21 protein-coding genes are annotated in these 16,347 nt (G+C 62.1%); 10 read left to right on the top strand and 11 right to left on the bottom strand.

Going from position 1 to position 16,347, the window contains the following annotated elements; all coding sequences use genetic code 11:
* Positions 1 to 13 precede the first annotated feature (13 nt).
* Complete coding sequence (locus QMX89_RS16005; RefSeq protein ID WP_282348923.1) at positions 14 to 1,189, top strand: M20 aminoacylase family protein; 1,176 nt, start codon at positions 14 to 16, stop codon at positions 1,187 to 1,189.
* Positions 1,190 to 1,217: 28 nt separating this feature from the next.
* Positions 1,218 to 2,156, top strand: a complete 939-nt coding sequence (gene rarD, locus QMX89_RS16000; RefSeq protein WP_349012722.1) for an EamA family transporter RarD — start codon at positions 1,218 to 1,220, stop codon at positions 2,154 to 2,156.
* On the opposite strand, the gene QMX89_RS15995 is transcribed toward rarD, so the two are convergent.
* A complete protein-coding gene (locus tag QMX89_RS15995) occupies positions 2,128 to 3,045 on the bottom strand; it encodes a LysR family transcriptional regulator (RefSeq protein WP_049860332.1) in 918 nt (305 codons plus the stop codon). The two genes, rarD and QMX89_RS15995, sit on opposite strands and share 29 nt — an antisense overlap.
* 98 nt (positions 3,046 to 3,143) lie before the next feature.
* Positions 3,144 to 3,404 carry an accessory factor UbiK family protein gene (locus QMX89_RS15990; protein WP_282348922.1) on the bottom strand — a complete coding sequence of 87 codons (261 nt, stop codon included), beginning with the start codon at positions 3,402 to 3,404 and terminating at the stop codon, positions 3,144 to 3,146.
* Between the two features lie 414 nt (positions 3,405 to 3,818).
* Here QMX89_RS15990 and glnK point away from each other — a divergent pair, with 414 nt between their 5' ends.
* The 4 genes from glnK to sutA all read left to right on the top strand — a co-directional run bounded on the left by glnK (position 3,819) and on the right by sutA (position 6,582).
* Entirely contained in the window at positions 3,819 to 4,157 is a 339-nt protein-coding gene (gene glnK / locus QMX89_RS15985; protein ID WP_002555808.1) for a P-II family nitrogen regulator, read from the top strand.
* 40 nt (positions 4,158 to 4,197) lie between these two features.
* Positions 4,198 to 5,532: an ammonium transporter gene (locus tag QMX89_RS15980; RefSeq protein WP_049860330.1), complete on the top strand. Its 1,335-nt coding sequence runs from the start codon at positions 4,198 to 4,200 to the stop codon at positions 5,530 to 5,532.
* Positions 5,533 to 5,733: 201 nt separating this feature from the next.
* Complete coding sequence (locus QMX89_RS15975; protein ID WP_049860329.1) at positions 5,734 to 6,159, top strand: secondary thiamine-phosphate synthase enzyme YjbQ; 426 nt, start codon at positions 5,734 to 5,736, stop codon at positions 6,157 to 6,159.
* 99 nt (positions 6,160 to 6,258) lie between these two features.
* Positions 6,259 to 6,582 (top strand): transcriptional regulator SutA, encoded by a 324-nt coding sequence (gene sutA, locus QMX89_RS15970; protein WP_043192223.1) that lies wholly within the window; start codon positions 6,259 to 6,261, stop codon positions 6,580 to 6,582.
* A gap of 132 nt (positions 6,583 to 6,714) precedes the next feature.
* Here the strand turns inward: sutA and QMX89_RS15965 are convergent, their stop codons facing one another.
* Genes QMX89_RS15965 through QMX89_RS15940 form a run of 6 tightly spaced genes read right to left on the bottom strand, consistent with a single transcriptional unit; the run spans position 6,715 to position 11,267 of the window.
* The gene (locus tag QMX89_RS15965; RefSeq protein WP_282348921.1) at positions 6,715 to 7,410 is read right to left on the bottom strand and encodes an HAD-IA family hydrolase; all 696 of its coding nucleotides are present in this window, start codon (positions 7,408 to 7,410) and stop codon (positions 6,715 to 6,717) included.
* The gene (gene xerC / locus QMX89_RS15960) at positions 7,407 to 8,303 is read right to left on the bottom strand and encodes a tyrosine recombinase XerC (protein ID WP_282348920.1); all 897 of its coding nucleotides are present in this window, start codon (positions 8,301 to 8,303) and stop codon (positions 7,407 to 7,409) included. Before xerC ends, QMX89_RS15965 begins: the two co-directional genes overlap by 4 nt.
* A 1-nt stretch (position 8,304) precedes the next feature.
* The gene (locus QMX89_RS15955; RefSeq protein WP_049860326.1) at positions 8,305 to 9,012 is read right to left on the bottom strand and encodes a DUF484 family protein; all 708 of its coding nucleotides are present in this window, start codon (positions 9,010 to 9,012) and stop codon (positions 8,305 to 8,307) included.
* Positions 9,013 to 9,025: 13 nt separating this feature from the next.
* Positions 9,026 to 9,856 carry a diaminopimelate epimerase gene (gene dapF, locus QMX89_RS15950; protein ID WP_049860325.1) on the bottom strand — a complete coding sequence of 277 codons (831 nt, stop codon included), beginning with the start codon at positions 9,854 to 9,856 and terminating at the stop codon, positions 9,026 to 9,028.
* Positions 9,857 to 9,860: 4 nt separating this feature from the next.
* A complete protein-coding gene (gene lysA / locus QMX89_RS15945; RefSeq protein ID WP_049860324.1) occupies positions 9,861 to 11,108 on the bottom strand; it encodes a diaminopimelate decarboxylase in 1,248 nt (415 codons plus the stop codon).
* A gap of 9 nt (positions 11,109 to 11,117) precedes the next feature.
* Positions 11,118 to 11,267 carry a lipoprotein gene (locus tag QMX89_RS15940; protein WP_043192229.1) on the bottom strand — a complete coding sequence of 50 codons (150 nt, stop codon included), beginning with the start codon at positions 11,265 to 11,267 and terminating at the stop codon, positions 11,118 to 11,120.
* A gap of 184 nt (positions 11,268 to 11,451) precedes the next feature.
* Here QMX89_RS15940 and cyaY point away from each other — a divergent pair, with 184 nt between their 5' ends.
* Both cyaY and QMX89_RS15930 read left to right on the top strand, forming a co-directional pair.
* On the top strand, positions 11,452 to 11,778 hold the full coding sequence (gene cyaY / locus QMX89_RS15935) for an iron donor protein CyaY (protein ID WP_049860323.1): 327 nt from the start codon (positions 11,452 to 11,454) through the stop codon (positions 11,776 to 11,778).
* On the top strand, positions 11,778 to 12,020 hold the full coding sequence (locus QMX89_RS15930; RefSeq protein ID WP_282348919.1) for a DUF1289 domain-containing protein: 243 nt from the start codon (positions 11,778 to 11,780) through the stop codon (positions 12,018 to 12,020). Before cyaY ends, QMX89_RS15930 begins: the two co-directional genes overlap by 1 nt.
* A 12-nt stretch (positions 12,021 to 12,032) precedes the next feature.
* Here the strand turns inward: QMX89_RS15930 and QMX89_RS15925 are convergent, their stop codons facing one another.
* From QMX89_RS15925 to argH, 3 genes are all read right to left on the bottom strand, one after another.
* Positions 12,033 to 12,281, bottom strand: a complete 249-nt coding sequence (locus QMX89_RS15925) for a TIGR02647 family protein (protein WP_282348918.1) — start codon at positions 12,279 to 12,281, stop codon at positions 12,033 to 12,035.
* A 126-nt stretch (positions 12,282 to 12,407) separates the two neighbouring features.
* Complete coding sequence (locus QMX89_RS15920) at positions 12,408 to 12,686, bottom strand: hypothetical protein (RefSeq protein ID WP_049860320.1); 279 nt, start codon at positions 12,684 to 12,686, stop codon at positions 12,408 to 12,410.
* 149 nt (positions 12,687 to 12,835) lie between these two features.
* Positions 12,836 to 14,230 (bottom strand): argininosuccinate lyase, encoded by a 1,395-nt coding sequence (gene argH / locus QMX89_RS15915; protein ID WP_282348917.1) that lies wholly within the window; start codon positions 14,228 to 14,230, stop codon positions 12,836 to 12,838.
* A 223-nt stretch (positions 14,231 to 14,453) separates the two neighbouring features.
* Between argH and QMX89_RS15910 the strand changes: the two genes are divergently transcribed.
* Positions 14,454 to 15,521 (top strand): sensor histidine kinase, encoded by a 1,068-nt coding sequence (locus QMX89_RS15910; protein WP_049860318.1) that lies wholly within the window; start codon positions 14,454 to 14,456, stop codon positions 15,519 to 15,521.
* Positions 15,518 to 16,264: a LytTR family DNA-binding domain-containing protein gene (locus tag QMX89_RS15905; protein WP_049860317.1), complete on the top strand. Its 747-nt coding sequence runs from the start codon at positions 15,518 to 15,520 to the stop codon at positions 16,262 to 16,264. The genes QMX89_RS15910 and QMX89_RS15905 overlap by 4 nt, the downstream gene beginning before the upstream one ends.
* The last annotated feature ends 83 nt before the right edge of the window (positions 16,265 to 16,347 follow it).

The following is a 16,347-nucleotide window of genomic DNA, read 5'->3' as shown; positions in this document are numbered from 1 at the left end:
AAGGAGTCCAATCATGAACACCATGAGTGATAGCCAGGCGTTCGAGCAACGTCTCAAACAGTGGCGACATACTTTCCATCGCCATCCGGAAACCGGCTTCGAAGAGTTCAGTACGTCAGATGAGGTTGCAAAGATCCTCACGGATTTGGGTCTCTACGTTCACCGAGGCATAGGAGGGACAGGCTTGGTCGCAAGCCTGACGGTCGGGAATGGTTCTGGGGTGATTGGCCTTCGCGCCGATATGGATGCGCTGAACATCACCGAACAGGCGCGGGGACGCGATCATGCCTCGTGCACGCCAGGGAAAATGCATGCCTGTGGTCATGACGGTCATATGGCCATGGTTCTGGGTGCCGCAGAACTTCTCTGCCGTGAGCGCGAGTTCAGCGGTACCGTGAGGTTTATTTTCCAGCCGGCAGAGGAGCATGGGCGTGGCGCCAAGGCAATGATGGCGGATGGTCTGTTCGACCGTTTTCCGGTCGACGCCATCTACGGTGCTCACAACATGCCAGGCATGCCGGCAGGGCATATTGCCACGCGCGTAGGTGGGATCATGGCGAGTGAAGACAACTTCGTTATCCGTATCAAGGGCAGAGGAACACATGCAGCCAGACCTCATATGGGTATAGACCCTTTGGTGATCGGCGCCGAAGTTGTCCTGGCATTGCAGACAGTCGTTTCCCGAAATCTGGATCCAAGTCTGCCTGCGGTGATTTCCTGTACCGAGTTCATCACTGACGGTATCCGCAATGCTATTCCCACCCATGTAACCATAAAGGGCGATACGCGCAGTTACAGCAGCGAGGTCCAGCAGTTGCTGGAAAATCGCATGCGCGAAATCTGCCTGGGAATTTGCTCAGCTCATGGTGCTACCTGTGAATTCGAATATACTCATGAGTTCGCACCGACTGTAAACTGGCAAGACAACACGATTATTGCCGTGAACGCTGCGCGCAATGTCGTAGGTGCCAAGGCGGTGAATGCCGACGTCCTGCCAATGATGATTTCCGAAGACTTCGGTGCGTTCATTCAACATGTACCTGGAAGCTTCGTATTCATCGGTAATGGTGCAGATGGCCAAACAGGCGCAACCCCTTTGCATAATTCCGGTTACGACTTCAATGATGACATCTTAGTAACGGGCGCCCGTTATTTTGCTGAAGTCGTTCGTATTAGTCTTCCACAATGAATTCCGCCTACGTGCGGGTAGTTCATCAATGATGGTCAGCACGAACAAAGCGACTGCGCTTGGCGTCATTTTCAATGTGCTGGCTTCGGTGCTGTTTGCCGTCATGTATGCCTACACCAGCCTGCTGACGGCATTGGGTGCAGAAGAAATCTATGGATGGCGAACGCTACTGACGTTGCCCTGTTTGACGGTCTTGCTGATCACCACCGGACACTGGATCGAGGTCAAGGCGATTTTTTCGAGGCTGCGACGCGAGCGACTTTTCTGGGCGAAACGCTTGCTCTCTTCCGCCTTGTTAAGCGTTCAGCTTTGGTTGTTCATGTGGGCGCCTGTGAATGGTCATGCACTCGACGTCTCGCTCGGGTACTTTCTGCTGCCGATCACCACCGCGCTTGTGGGGCGATGGGCTTTCAAGGAGAGGCTGAGCCGTTTCCAGCTATTGGCCTGTGCATTGGCAGTGGCAGGGGTATTCAACGAGCTGCTGACCGCTCGAGAAATTGCCTGGCCTGCGTTTGTGGTGTGTATCGGTTACCCCATGTATTACTACATACGCAGAGTCATTGGGACCAACAATCTGGGTGGCCTCTGGTTCGATCTGAGCATCAGCCTGCCGGTCAGTCTGTTTTTCATCACTCAAGGTGCGTTTTTCAATGGCACGGCGGTCGGTTCTAATCTGCCATTGCTGATAGCCGGGCTAGGTGCAATCAGTGCGGCTGCTCTTGCACTTTCCGCCCTGTCTGCGCCCAAGTTGAACTTGTCGCTGTACGGTTTGCTGACCTATGTCGAACCCGTATTGCTGGTGTGCGCGTCGCTATTGCTGGGTGAGATCATAAAGGTATCGCAATGGCCCACCTACATTGCCATCGGGGCTGCTGTTGCGGTGCTGTGCCTGGAAGGTTGTCTGGCAGTGCGGAAAACAGTTCGGCGGGGTCCAATCCCTACACCACCCCACCCCGATCCCCCATGAACGCCTCCAACCGCGACCGCAACCACCGCTCCGCCGGATCGGTATCGGTGATGCTCAACCACACCATCGACAGGTCCAGGGTGGGCGCATCGAACGGCAGCGGTTCGTCGAACAGATTGCCATGGGCGGCCATGGCGGTTGCGGCGTAGTCGGGCAGGCCGGCGAGCAGGTCGGTGCCGGCGAGCAGCGCGGGGAGGGAGCTGAATTGGGGCACCGACAGTACCACCTGGCGTGTGCGACCGATTTCCTGCAGCCATTCGTCCGCAATACCGCTGGTGTGCGCGGTGGGCGACACCAGCACGTGGGGGCGTGAGCAGTATTCGTCCAGGGTCAGCGGTGTGGCGGACTTGTCGGCGCGCAGTACGCGCGGGCGCATGCGGCGCAGCAGCTTGCGCTTGGCGTTGGCCGGCAGGCCGCGGGTCTGGCTGATGCCCACGGTGATGTCGCCGGACGCGAGCAGGTCGGGGATGCGCCAGTAATCCACATGCTGCACCACGATCACCACTTTCGGCGCCTCGGTGCGCAAGGCGCGCAGCACCTGCGGCAGCAGGCCGAACTCGACGTCGTCGGAGAGCCCAATGCGGAAGGTCATGGTGCTTACGGTCGGGTCGAAATCATGGGTCAGGCTCAGCGCGACGGACATGGCGTCCAGCGCGGGCGAGAGGTGCCGGATGATTTCCTCGGCGCGCGCGGTGGGCTCCATGCGATGGCCGATGCGGATGAACAAAGGGTCGTTGAACAGGGCGCGCAGCCGGTTCAGCGCCGAGCTGACGGTGGGCTGGCCGAGGAACAGCTTTTCCGCGACGCGGGTGACGTTGCGCTCGAGCATGAGCGCTTCGAACACCACCATCAGGTTGATATCGGCCTTGCGCAGCTCGTTGCGGTTCATCGAAGCACGTCCCTGCCGTTCAATGGCATGTTCAATGGCAATGCCTGGGAGTGACGCAAAGCGGTGCAGTCGCCCCAGCGACGTGCTGCACCCTGATGTCAGTCGGCCTTGGGCGCGGCCTTGGCTTCCATCTCGGCGACTTTGGCTTCCAGGCTCTCCAACCGCGCACGGGTGCGCGCCAGGACGACCATCTGACTATCGAATTCTTCGCGGCTGACCAGGTCCAGTTTGCTGAAACCGGACTGCAGCAAAGCCTTGAACTGGCTTTCGAGTTCGGCACGCGGCTGCGTGGTGTCGCCACTGAACAGGCGGGATGCGTGGTCGCTCAGGGCGTCGAGAAAAGCTTTGGGCGCGAGCATGGAAATTATCCTGAGGCAGAGTGGGTTGCAGTGTATCACGCAGCCCCTTGCTGAAAAGCGGGCCGGACGCGCACGGTTTTCGAGCACAAGCGTGCCCATGGCTGCACCCTTGTTGTGCACCTGCCGACGCGACCTGCTCGCGTAGTTGCACAAAAGCCGGGCAGGGCGGCGAAATCACGCGGTTTGCGCGACATGGCAAGCTTTCTGCTTAGAGCCAAGTGACCCAGGCACTGATGGACTCGCCGTGACGAGAGCAGTGCTGAGCTTCGCAGGATGTGTTTCGTCAGGAGCAGTTTATCTGGTGTCGGTCCGGGGCTGCGGGGTCGACGATGCGTTACAAAGCCAGGCACTGCGCTTAGACTTGATCCGGGTTTGTTTTCCTGGGGCAAGTCCACCAATTCGGGAGAGAGTTTCATGAAGCTAGTCACTGCCATCATCAAGCCATTCAAGCTGGACGACGTCCGCGAGTCGTTGTCGGAAATCGGCGTGCAGGGCATCACCGTAACCGAAGTCAAGGGTTTCGGTCGGCAGAAAGGCCACACCGAGCTGTATCGCGGCGCGGAGTACGTGGTCGACTTCCTGCCCAAGGTCAAGATCGACGTTGCCATCGACGACAAGGATCTGGATCGCGTCATCGAAGCCATCACCAAGGCCGCCAACACCGGCAAGATCGGCGACGGCAAGATTTTCGTGGTCAATCTGGAACAGGCGATTCGCATCCGTACCGGCGAAACCGATACCGACGCAATCTAAAAAAAAGCCGACACAACCCAACGCCCCAGGAGTAAACAATATGACTCTGCGTCAATTCGCAGGGCTAGGAGCCCTGTTGTCCCTCGCAATGCCTGGCCTTGCCTTGGCGGACGAGGCGGCAGCCCCCGTTCTCAACTCCGGCGATACCGCCTGGATGTTGACCTCGACCGCCCTCGTGCTGTTCATGACCATTCCTGGCCTGGCGTTGTTCTACGGCGGCATGGTGCGCTCCAAGAACGTGCTCTCGGTGATGATGCAGTGTTTTGCCATCACCGGCCTGATCAGCATTCTGTGGATGGTCTACGGCTACAGCCTGGCCTTCGACACGACCGGCATGGAACAAGGCGTCGTCAACTTCAATTCCTTCGTCGGCGGCCTGTCCAAGGCGTTCCTCAGCGGCGTCACTCCGAGCAGCATCACCGGCCCGGCGGCGCTGTTTCCCGAAGCGGTGTTCATCACCTTCCAGATGACCTTCGCCATCATCACCCCGGCGCTGATCGTCGGCGCCTTCGCCGAGCGCATGAAGTTCTCCGCGATGCTGATCTTCATGGCCATCTGGTTCACCCTGGTCTATGCACCGATCGCGCACATGGTCTGGTCCGGCAACGGCGGCTTGATGTGGGACTGGGGCGTGCTGGACTTCGCCGGCGGCACGGTGGTGCACATCAACGCCGGTGTGGCGGGTCTGGTTGCCTGCATCGTGCTGGGCAAGCGCAAGGGCTACCCAACCACGCCGATGGCGCCGCATAACCTGGGCTACACCCTGATCGGCGCAGCCATGCTGTGGGTCGGCTGGTTCGGCTTCAACGCCGGTTCCGCCGCTGCCGCCAACGGCACCGCCGGCATGGCGATGCTGGTGACCCAGATCGCAACCGCCGCCGCTGCACTGGGCTGGATGTTCGCCGAGTGGCTGACCCACGGCAAGCCAAGCGCGCTGGGCATCGCCTCGGGCGTGGTCGCTGGCCTGGTTGCCATCACCCCGGCTGCCGGCACCGTCGGCCCGATGGGCGCCCTGGTGATCGGCCTGGCGGCAGGTGTCATCTGCTTCCTCTGCGCCACCACGCTCAAGCGCAAGATGGGCTATGACGACTCCCTGGACGCCTTCGGTGTACACGGTATCGGTGGCATCGTCGGCGCCATCCTGACCGGCGTGTTCGCCGCCCCCGCACTGGGTGGTTTCGGCACCGTCGAAGACATCGGCGCGCAGGTCTGGATCCAGCTCAAGGGTGTCGGTTTCACCGTGGTCTACACCGCGATCGTCACCTACGTCATCCTCAAGGTTCTGGATGCAGTGATGGGTCTGCGAGTCAACGAGGAAGAAGAGGCCGTGGGCCTTGACCTCGCGCAACACAACGAGCGCGGCTACAACTTGTAACCGTTCGGAAAAAAATGCCCGGCTTGCCGGGCATTTTTTTGCCTGCGATTTGTCATCTGCTTCAGTCCCTGCGGGTTTACCGCCGGGGCGGCCCTTTGCCGTAGCGATCGAGGACGGCGGCTCACTGCAAAACAGTCACGAACAGGCTCTTTGCTTTTTCCCAGAGCGCGCTAGAATGCGCCCCGAACGGACGAGAACGGTATGTGGCAGCAGACCCTCATCACCTTGCGAGCCAGGCCTCGCGGGTTTCATCTGGTGACTGACGAGTTGCTTGCACAACTGCCGCGCCTGCGCGAATGCCGCACGGGCCTGCTGCACTTGTGGCTGCAACACACCTCGGCGTCGTTGACCGTCAACGAAAACGCCGATCCGGCCGTTCGCCGGGACTTCGAGCGCTTCTTCAACCGTCTGGTGCCACAGGGCTCGGACGGTTTCGAACACAACGACGAAGGCCCCGATGACCTGCCTGCGCACTTCAAGGCCAGCTTGCTGGGCTGCCAGGTGACCGTTCCGGTTACCTCGGGAAGGCTGGCGACAGGTACCTGGCAAGGTATTTATTTGGGCGAGCATCGCGATCATGGCGGCGCGCGTCGGGTCCTTGCCACGCTGTATGGCGAGGACGCTTGACCGCTGGTTATCAGTGGATGTGAATTTTTTCCGGCAGCCGTCGACATAAGGTAAAGCTGGGCTATAAATAATCTGCTTTCGCAAGTCATGAGGTAGAACATGAGCGACGATGATCTGGAAAACGACGACCTCGAAGTAGGCGAAGAAGACGATACTGAGGAAACCCTCGAAGCCGCTGCCGAAGACGTGGCGGACGACGAAGGTGGCGACACGCCCGCACCTGCAGCCAAAGGTAAGGCCAAAGCTGCGGTTTCGGTGGATGAACTGCCGAGTATCGAAGCCAAGAACAAAGAGCGCGACGCACTGGCGCGGGCGATGGAAGAATTTCTTTCGCGCGGCGGCAAGGTGCAGGAAGTCGAGCCCAATGTGGTGGCCGATCCACCCAAGAAGCCCGACAACAAGTACGGCAGCCGTCCTATCTGACGGTTTGTTGCGCTTGGTGCGCTGACGAAAAAGCCCGCGGTCGCTGCGGGCTTTTTTGTGGGCGTGAGGTGGGCAGTTCGGGCCTCTTCGCGGGCAGAGGGCTCGCCGCCCGCCCCGCTCCCACGGCGGTGACTAGGCTAGCTGGGTTAGCAACGCGGGCAGTTCGACCAGGCTGGCCACTTCGGCGTCGGGTTTGCCTTCGGCGGTCCATGGCTTGCCCTGCGGGTTGTACCAGATGGCCTTCATGCCTGCCTTCTGCGCGCCAGCGATATCATCACCCGGATGATCGCCGATGTGCACCGATTCATGAGCGCTTGCACCGCCCAGGCGCATGGCCTCCAGAAACGGCCGTGAATCCGGCTTGCCCACACCCAAGTCTTCAGCGCACAGCGCGAAGGTGAAGAAGTCGGCCAGGCCCAGCCGGCGCACATCGGCGTTGCCATTGGTGACCACGCCCAGGGTGTAGCGCTGACAGAGGATTTCCAGGGTCGGCTGGGCCTCCGGGGAGATCTCCACCTGATGCCGGGCATGCAGGAATACCTCGAAGGCCTTGTCGGCCAACGGCTCGGCTTCGTCTTCCGGGTAGCCGGCTTCCTGCATGGCGTGCAGCAGTACGCGGCGGCGCAGCGCACTGATGCGATGCTTGAGCGAAGGATCGGCGTCGACCAGGCGTTGGCGGATCTTGAACAGGTGTTCCACCGGCACCGGTCCCAGCTTCGGCGCCTGATCGGCGAGCCAGTCACGCAGGATGGCCTCGGCGCTGACGATCACCGGGGCCGTGTCCCACAGGGTGTCGTCGAGGTCGAAGGTGATCAGCTTGATGCTCATGAGTCGCCGCCTTTGCGTTTGGCCCGTGGATGGGCACTGTCATAGACACTGGCCAGGTGCTGAAAGTCCAGGTGGGTATAGATCTGCGTGGTGGCGATGTCGGCATGGCCGAGCATTTCCTGCACGGCGCGCAGGTCCTGGGAAGACTCCAGCAAGTGGCTGGCGAACGAGTGACGCAACATGTGCGGGTGCAGGTTCTGCCCCAGCTCGCGCTCGCCGGCGGCCTTGACCCGCACCTGGATGGCGCGCGGTCCGAGACGTCGGCCCTGCTGACTGACGAACACCGCGTCGTCGATCGGATTGCTCATCGGGCGCATGGACAGCCACTGCTCCAGGGCCGCGCGCGCTTTGCGCCCTACAGGCAGCACGCGGGTCTTACTGCCCTTGCCATGCACTTGCACCAGCCCATCGGCGAGGTCGAGCTGGCCCAGGTCGAGACTGGTCAGCTCCGACAACCGCAGGCCCGAGGAATAGAACAGTTCGAGAACGGCCTGATCGCGGTGAGCCAGGAAATCATCTTCCACCGCTCCTTCGAGCAGCTGCAGGGCCCGATCGGTGTCCAGCGTCTTGGGCAAGCGCCGTTCGCCTTTGGGCGGGGCCAGGCCATTGGCCGGGTCGTGGCTGCACAGGCCTTCGCGATTGAGGTAGCGGTACAGGCCGCGCACTGCCGAAAGCAGCCGCGCCAGGCTGCGCGACGATTGTCCCTGCTGATGCTGGCGCGCGATCAGGCGCCGCAACTGCTGGATGTCCAATGCCTGCCAACTGGCCAGGCCTTCCTTCTCGCAGAACTCGACAACCTTGCTCAGGTCGCGGCGGTAAGCATCCAAGGTATGCACCGACACCTGGCGCTCACTGCGCAGGTGCGTGCAGTAGGCGTCCAGCTGTTCACGCACTTCAGCGCACCGAGCGCAAGGCGCCGGTGTAACGCGGCAATACTCGGCTGAGCACTTCGCCGATGTGGCTGAGGAACAGCGTGCCCACCGAGCTTTTGTAATGCGCAGGGTCGCGGCTGCCGATGGCCAGCACGCCGTGCAGGCCCTGGTGCAGCAACGGCACCAGCGCGGTCGAGCCGACCTGCGAGGCCTGATCGCTGCCGAACAGGAACGCCAGTTCGTGTTCGCGCAATGCGCCACTGAGCGACTTGCCCTCCGACAACAGGCCGCCGATGGCTTGCTGGGCTTCGCCGCTGGTCACGCTGCGACCCACCGGGGCAGGGATGTCGTTGAACAGGATGAGGCTGACGAACGGCACCTGGAAATCTTCGCGCAGGCTGTCCTCGACGCTGATCACCAACTCATCCAGGGACGTGGCATCGAGCATGGCCAGAATCAGTCGTCGAGTCTTCTCGAACAGGCGGTCATTGTCGCGGGCAACTTCCATCAGGTGCGAAAGACGCTGGCGCATCTCGCCGTTGCGCTCGCGCAGCAGGGTCATCTGCCGCTCCACCAGCGACACCGTATCACCGCGTTGGTGGGGCAGGCGCAGTTGGGTCAGCAGTTCTTCATGCTGCTCGAAGAAGGCCGGGTTGGCGGCGAGAAACTCGGCCACGGCCGAAGCCTCCAGGAGCTCCGCAGGCGCGGGTACTTGAGGCTGATCGGTCATTGGCTGTACTCGCTCATAAACGCACCTGTCCTTCGAAGACCCGCACCGCAGGGCCGGTCATGATCACCGAATGGCCTGGACCGGCCCATTCGATGGACAGGCGGCCGCCCGGCAGATCGAGCAGCAGCGGGGAGTCCATCCACCCCTGGCTGATGGCCGCGACTGCAGCGGCGCACGCGCCGGTACCACAGGCCTGGGTTTCACCGGCGCCACGCTCCCAGACACGGAGCTGGGCGCGGGTGCGATCGACGACGTGCAGAAAGCCCACGTTCACTCGTGCCGGAAAGCGCGGATGATGTTCGATCTTCGGCCCCAGCGTGTGCACCGGTGCGTTGTTGATGTCGTCCACGCGCAGCACCGCATGGGGGTTGCCCATGGACAGCGCGGCGATCTCGACGCTCTGGCCATCGACCGACAGCGCGTAGCTGTGCGCCTGGACGTCAGCCTGGAACGGAATATCGGCCGGCAGCATGCGCGGCGGGCCCATGTCGACGCTGATCTGGCCATCGCTGCGAACGTCCAGGGTGATGATGCCGCCCTTGGTTTCCACGCGAATGGTCTTCTTGGCCGTCAGGCGCTTGTCCAGCACGAAGCGGGCGAAGCAGCGCGCGCCGTTGCCGCACTGTTCCACTTCGGAGCCGTCGGAATTGAAGATGCGGTAGCGGAAGTCGACGTCCGGATTGCTCGGCGCTTCGACCAGCAGCAGTTGATCGAAGCCGATGCCGGTATGGCGATCGCCCCATTGCTTGGCATGCTTGGGCAGGATGTGGGCATGCTGGCTGACCAGGTCCAGCACCATGAAGTCGTTGCCCAGGCCATGCATCTTGGTAAAACGCAGTAGCATGGGATTACTCCGGCAACAGGCTTTCGCCGGCAAAAAGCTCAGCCACGGTTTCGCGGCGGCGGACTTCGAACGCCTGGTCGCCATCGACCAGCACCTCGGCACAACGACCGCGCGTGTTGTAGTTCGAGCTCATGACGAAACCGTACGCGCCGGCCGAATGCACTGCCAGCAAGTCGCCTTCGGCCAGCACCAGTTCACGGTCCTTGGCCAGGAAGTCACCGGTTTCGCAGATCGGCCCGACGATGTCGTAGGCGCGCGCCTGACCTTCACGCGGCTTGACCGGGGTGACGTTCATCCACGCCTGGTACAGGGCCGGGCGGATCAGGTCGTTCATGGCCGCATCGACGATCGCGAAATCCTTGTGCTCGGTGTGCTTGAGGTATTCGATCTGGGTCAACAGCACCCCGGCATTGGCCACGATGAAGCGCCCCGGCTCGAACACCAGGGTCAGCTCGCGGCCGTCCAGGCGCTCGCGCACGGCCTTGATGTAGTCGGCCACCAGTGGCGGCTGTTCTTCGCTGTAGCGCACGCCCAGGCCACCGCCCAGGTCGATGTGGCGCAGGTAAATGCCGCAATCGCCCAGGCGATCGACCAGATCGAGCAGACGGTCCAGTGCGTCGAGAAACGGCGCCAGGGTGGTCAGCTGCGAGCCGATGTGGCAGTCCACGCCCACCACGTCGAGGTTGGGCAGTTGCGCGGCACGCACATAGACGTCTTCGGCAGCCGCGATGTCGATGCCGAACTTGTTCTCTTTCAGACCGGTGGAAATGTACGGATGGGTGCCCGCGTCGACATCCGGATTGACCCGCAGCGACACTGGAGCCCGCACGCCCAGCTCGGCGGCCACTTCCTGCAGGCGCTCCAGTTCGTCAGTGGATTCGACGTTGAAGCAATGCACGCCCACTTCCAGGGCGCGGCGCATGTCGGCGCGGGTCTTGCCGACGCCGGAAAACACCACGCGATCGGCGCGCCCGCCAGCGGCCAGCACGCGCTCCAGTTCGCCGCCCGAAACGATGTCGAAACCGGCGCCCAGACGCGCCAGGACATTGAGCACGGCCAGGTTGGAGTTGGCCTTCACGGCGAAGCAGACCAGCGAGGAGGTGCCCTGCAGGGCATCGGCGTAGGCGTTGTACTGCGCCTCGATGTGGGCGCGCGAGTAGACGTACGTCGGCGTGCCGAAGCGCTGGGCCACGGCAGACAGCGCTACGCCTTCGGCGAACAGTTCACCGTCGCGGCGTTGAAAAGCGTCCATGGTGTTCCCTTAGTAATGCTTGTGCGGTTGCGACGACTTGGCTTGGTCTTCGGGGGATTTGCTGTCATCGGGCAAGTACAGCGGGCCCTTTTGACCGCAGGCGGACACCAGGCAGGCAACGGCGACGAGCGCGGCCAGGGAAGAGATCAGGCGCTTCATGGCGAAATCCTTTGTATAAGCAGTAATTGCGCCCGAGTATACCCAGCGCCCGGCATGGTGGCTATGCAGGTGGCCTGCCAGCAGTGTCATCGATCCAGACGGGTGCATTATGCTTTGCATAAACCGCTGGCTGCTCGTATCTTGCCGCCCGTAGCGCGCACAGACACTTTCCGAGGTTCCTGCAATGAGTTTGACCGAAGCCCGTTTCCACGACCTGGTCGATGCCACCCAGCAGGCGCTGGAGGAGTTGCTCGAAGACCACGCCGACGACATCGAGATTTCCGCCGGCATGATGACCATCAAGTTCGACAACGGCAGCCAGCTGATTATCAGCCGCCAGGAGCCGCTGCGCCAGCTGTGGCTCGCCGCACGCTCCGGTGGCTATCACTTCGACTACGACGAAGAGTCGGGCCAGTGGAGCTGCGAGAAATCCGAGGAGCTGCTGGGCGAAGTATTGGCCCGTGCCGTCAAGGAGCAAGCCGGCGTCGAGCTGGACTTCGAAGAGATCTGATGATTGTGAGCCAGCCTGCACGCGCGCCCAAGCCTCTCTACAGCAATATCAGCCCCTCGGTACAGTCACCCTGCGTGAGCTTGTGCCGACTGGACGAAGAGCGGGTCTGTCAGGGGTGTTTCCGCCACGTCGAGGACATCAGGGCCTGGCGCTCGGCCGATGACGACACTCGGCGCGAAATCATCGCGGCTGCCGAGCAGCGCCGGTTGCAGGCGCTGGCGGCGCCTGCGGACGATCGATAAAGCCTCTGCCGCTCAGGCAGGTTCGGCCACCGTCAGGATGGTCAGCAACGACTGCGCGTGCTCGGCCGCTTCATGGCCCAGGCTGGTCAGGTAGCCGCCGTCAGGCTTTGTGATCAGTTCCTTGTCATGCAGGCGACTGGCGGCTGCGATGGCCGCGGGCGACGCGGTGTGGTGGATTTTCAGACCTTCCATGGTGTTGCCGAGGTTGAACAGGGCAAGGATTTCCAGCTCGGCAACCAGTTCCGGGGTGTAGGACGACATAGGCGCTCCCGACTTTCTTATGGAATGAACGACAGCGCCGAATGGCGCTGTGCGCTGTACCCCTGATGCGGTGGCAGCGGGGTTTTTCCAGTGTAGTCAGCCCTGGGCGAACGCGCCTGTGCGGCGTCAGACTTTTTCCGGTGGCAGCTCGGGCAGGGCGCGCAGGGCGGCTTCGTACCAGGCGGTGTCGAAGGGCCGGTCCTGCTCCAGGATGGCGTCGATCTCGATCGCCAACACATGAGCCATCATGTTGAGGATGTCCTCGCGCTCGTAACCGACCAGCGTCAGCTTGTTGAACGTGGCCTTGGCAGCCGGCGGGTTGTCGCTTTCGATCTGGTTCTCGATGGCCTGGGTGAGGGTGGCCTCGGCGAACGCTTCGTCTTCGTCTATCAGGTTGTCGCTCATGGCATGTTCTCGATGGGGTCAATGTCGGATTCTGTGGGGCGCCCTTCGCGGGCAGAGAACCGCTCCCACAGGATGTTCAACACCTACTGTGGGAGCGGGGCGGGCGGCGAGCCCTCTGCCCGCGAAGAGGCCGGACCTGCCAGGCGCACTTAGCGAGCCGCCAGCAATTCCCGGCCACGAGCGACGGCTGCACGTACCTGAGCCGGCGCGGTGCCGCCGATGTGATCGCGGGCGTTGACCGAGCCTTCCAAGGTCAATACCTCGAACACATCCGCTTCGATCTGATCGCTGAACTGGCGCAACTCTTCCAGGCTCATTTCCGCCAGGTCCTTGCCGGTGTCCACACCATGCTTCACCGCATGCCCGACGATCTCGTGGCAATCGCGGAACGGCAGGCCACGGCGCACCAGGTAATCGGCCAGATCGGTGGCCGTGGAGAAGCCACGCAGCGCGGCTTCGCGCATCATGGCGTGCTTGGGCTTGATTGCCGGGATCATGTCGGCAAAGGCCCGCAGTGAGTCGCGCAGGGTATCGGCGGCGTCGAACAAGGGCTCCTTGTCTTCCTGATTGTCCTTGTTGTAGGCCAACGGCTGACCCTTCATCAAGGTCAGCAGGCCCATCAACGAACCGAACACCCGGCCACTCTTGCCACGCACCAGTTCCGGCACATCGGGGTTCTTCTTCTGCGGCATGATCGAGCTGCCGGTGCAGAAACGGTCGGGCAGGTCGATGAACTGGAACTGCGCGCTGGTCCACAGCACCAGCTCTTCGGAGAACCGCGACAGGTGCATCATCGCGATGCTGGCCGCAGCGCAAAATTCGATGGCGAAATCACGGTCCGACACGCCGTCCAGCGAGTTGCCACCGACCGCTTCGAAGCCCAGCAGCTGACAGGTCAGCTCGCGGTCGATGGGGTAGGTGGTGCCGGCCAGCGCAGCGCTGCCCAGAGGCATGCGGTTGGTGCGCTTGCGGCAATCGACCAGGCGTTCATGGTCGCGGCTGAGCATTTCGAACCAGGCCAGCAGGTGATGCCCGAAGGTCACCGGCTGGGCCGTCTGCAGGTGGGTGAAGCCTGGCATGATGGTGTCGGCTTCGCGCTCGGCCTGCTCCAGCAGGCCTTGCTGCAGGCGGGTAATTTCGCTCAGTATCAGGTCGATTTCGTCACGCAGCCACAGGCGAATGTCGGTGGCGACCTGGTCGTTGCGGCTGCGCCCGGTGTGCAGTTTCTTGCCGGTCACGCCGATGCGATCGGTCAGGCGCGCCTCGATGTTCATGTGCACGTCTTCGAGGTCCACGCGCCAGTCGAACTGGCCGGCCTCGATTTCCTGCTCGATGGTGCGCAGGCCGTCGACGATGGTGTCGCGCTCCGCGTTAGTGAGCACGCCGACCTTGGCCAGCATGGTGGCGTGGGCGATCGAGCCCATGATGTCATGGCGGTAGAGGCGCTGGTCGAAGTCGACCGATGCGGTGAAGCGGGCGACGAAGGCGTCGACGGGTTCACTGAAGCGGCCGCCCCAGGACTGGTTGGTCTTGTCAGTGCTCATGAATAGGCTCGTGCAAGGCGTGAACGGGAAATTGCCGCGATAATAACAAATGCGGCCTGGGTCTGTTGGCGGCATAGTGCAGATGTCTATTGTCTGCATTTACCCCTTCGCGGGCAGCCCTCGCTCCTACAAGTGATCACGTTGACCTGTGGGAGCGGGGCGGGCGGCGAGCCCTCTGCCCGCGAAGAGGCCCGCAACACACCACAGCAGCCAGGAACCGTACATGTTCAGCAAGCCGTCGAACCCTCCCGAGCCGGACTTTTTCCTGCCCGAGCTCTGCCTGCCCCAAGCCCTGCTGATGCTGATCGTGCTGGCGCAGTTGCTGGTGTTCGTATTGGTGCTGGCCGAACCCATGAATCCGGGCTTCAATTGGGTGCGCCTGGCACTGACGTCGCTGTTCGTGCAATGGATCGTCCTGCTCTCGGCGGGCCTGCTCTGTACCCTGCGACCCTGGCTGGCGCGGCTGCGCCCAGGCATGGCAGGTAGCCTGTGCTGCGCATTGGTGGTGGGGCTGACCCTGACAGGCACAGCGGTGATCGACTATTTCCAGCTGGGCGGGCTCGATACGCCGACCGTGGAGGTCAATCGATACCTGCGCCATGCCCTGATCGGGCTGATCATGTCGGCACTGCTGCTGCGTTACTTCTACTTGCAGAGCCAGTGGCGGCGCCAGCAGCAGGCTGAACTGCAGTCGCGCATCCAGGCCTTGCAGGCGCGCATTCGTCCGCACTTCCTGTTCAACAGCCTGAACAGCATCGCCAGCCTGGTGGTCAGCGATCCGGTGAAGGCCGAGCAGGCGGTGCTCAACCTGTCCGACCTGTTCCGCGCCAGTCTCGCCCAGCCCAACAGCCTGGTCATGTGGCGGGACGAAGTTGAATTGGCCAAACGTTATTTATCGATTGAGCAATATCGTCTCGGCGAGCGTCTACAGTTGCACTGGAGGATCGAAACAATCCCGGATGATCTGCCGATCCCTCAACTAACCTTGCAACCATTGTTGGAAAATGCGCTGGTACATGGCATCGCCCCTTTGATTTCGGGTGGGGTGGTCAGCGTGGAGGCCGACTATAAAGGGGGAGAGTTTATATTGACCATCAGCAATCCCTACCAAGAAGCCGCCGCGGGGCACGCCTCGGGCGGAACCCAGCAGGCACTGGCGAACATTGGCGCTCGACTTGCGGCACTTTTCGGTCCGCGCGCAAGTCTTAGCGTGAATCGCCGTGACGGTCGTCACTTCACTTGTCTACGTTATCCATGTGCGAGACTCACGCAGGAATCCAGCGCTATATGAATGTCCTGATCGTTGATGACGAACCCCTTGCCCGCGAGCGCCTAAGCCGATTGGTTGGCGAGCTCGAGGGCTATCATGTGCTCGAACCCGGTGCCAGTAATGGTGAAGAAGCCCTGAGCATGATCGAGGCGCAGAAGCCTGATGTGGTCTTGCTCGACATTCGCATGCCGGGCCTGGACGGGCTGCAAGTCGCCGCCAAGCTGTGCGAGCGCGACACGCCTCCAGCGGTGGTGTTCTGCACCGCCCATGACGAGTTCGCCCTGGACGCATTCCAGGTCAGCGCCGTGGGTTATCTGGTCAAGCCGGTGCGCTCCGAACACCTGCTCGAAGCACTGAAAAAGGCTGAAAAGCCCAACCGTGTGCAGTTGGCTGCACTGACTCGTCCTGCTGCCGAGGCCGGTACCGGTCCGCGCAGCCACATCAGTGCGCGAACCCGTAAAGGCATCGAGCTGATTCCACTGGACCAGGTGATCTACTTCATCGCCGACCACAAGTACGTGACCCTGCGCCACGAGGGTGGCGAAGTGCTGCTCGACGAGCCGCTCAAGGCACTGGAAGACGAGTTCGGCGATCGTTTCGTGCGCATTCACCGCAATGCTTTGGTGGCCCGCGAGCGCATCGAGCGCCTGCAACGCACACCGTTGGGCCACTTTCAGCTCTACCTGAAAGGCCTCAACGGTGACGCGCTGATCGTCAGCCGACGCCATGTCGCCGGCGTGCGCAAGATGATGCAGCACCTCTAGGGCTCCAGTGGCGGCGGGCCCGCCGGCGGGGGGGGGGGGGGCCGGCCGCCCCCAGGGTGGGAGGGGGGTTTAAAAAAAAGCCC

The organism is Pseudomonas sp. PS01301 (assembly GCF_029960215.1).
GTDB lineage: Bacteria > Pseudomonadota > Gammaproteobacteria > Pseudomonadales > Pseudomonadaceae > Aquipseudomonas > Aquipseudomonas coleopterorum.
Note: the sequence above shows the minus strand (reverse complement) of the source record. Positions and strands in the feature narration are given on the sequence as shown.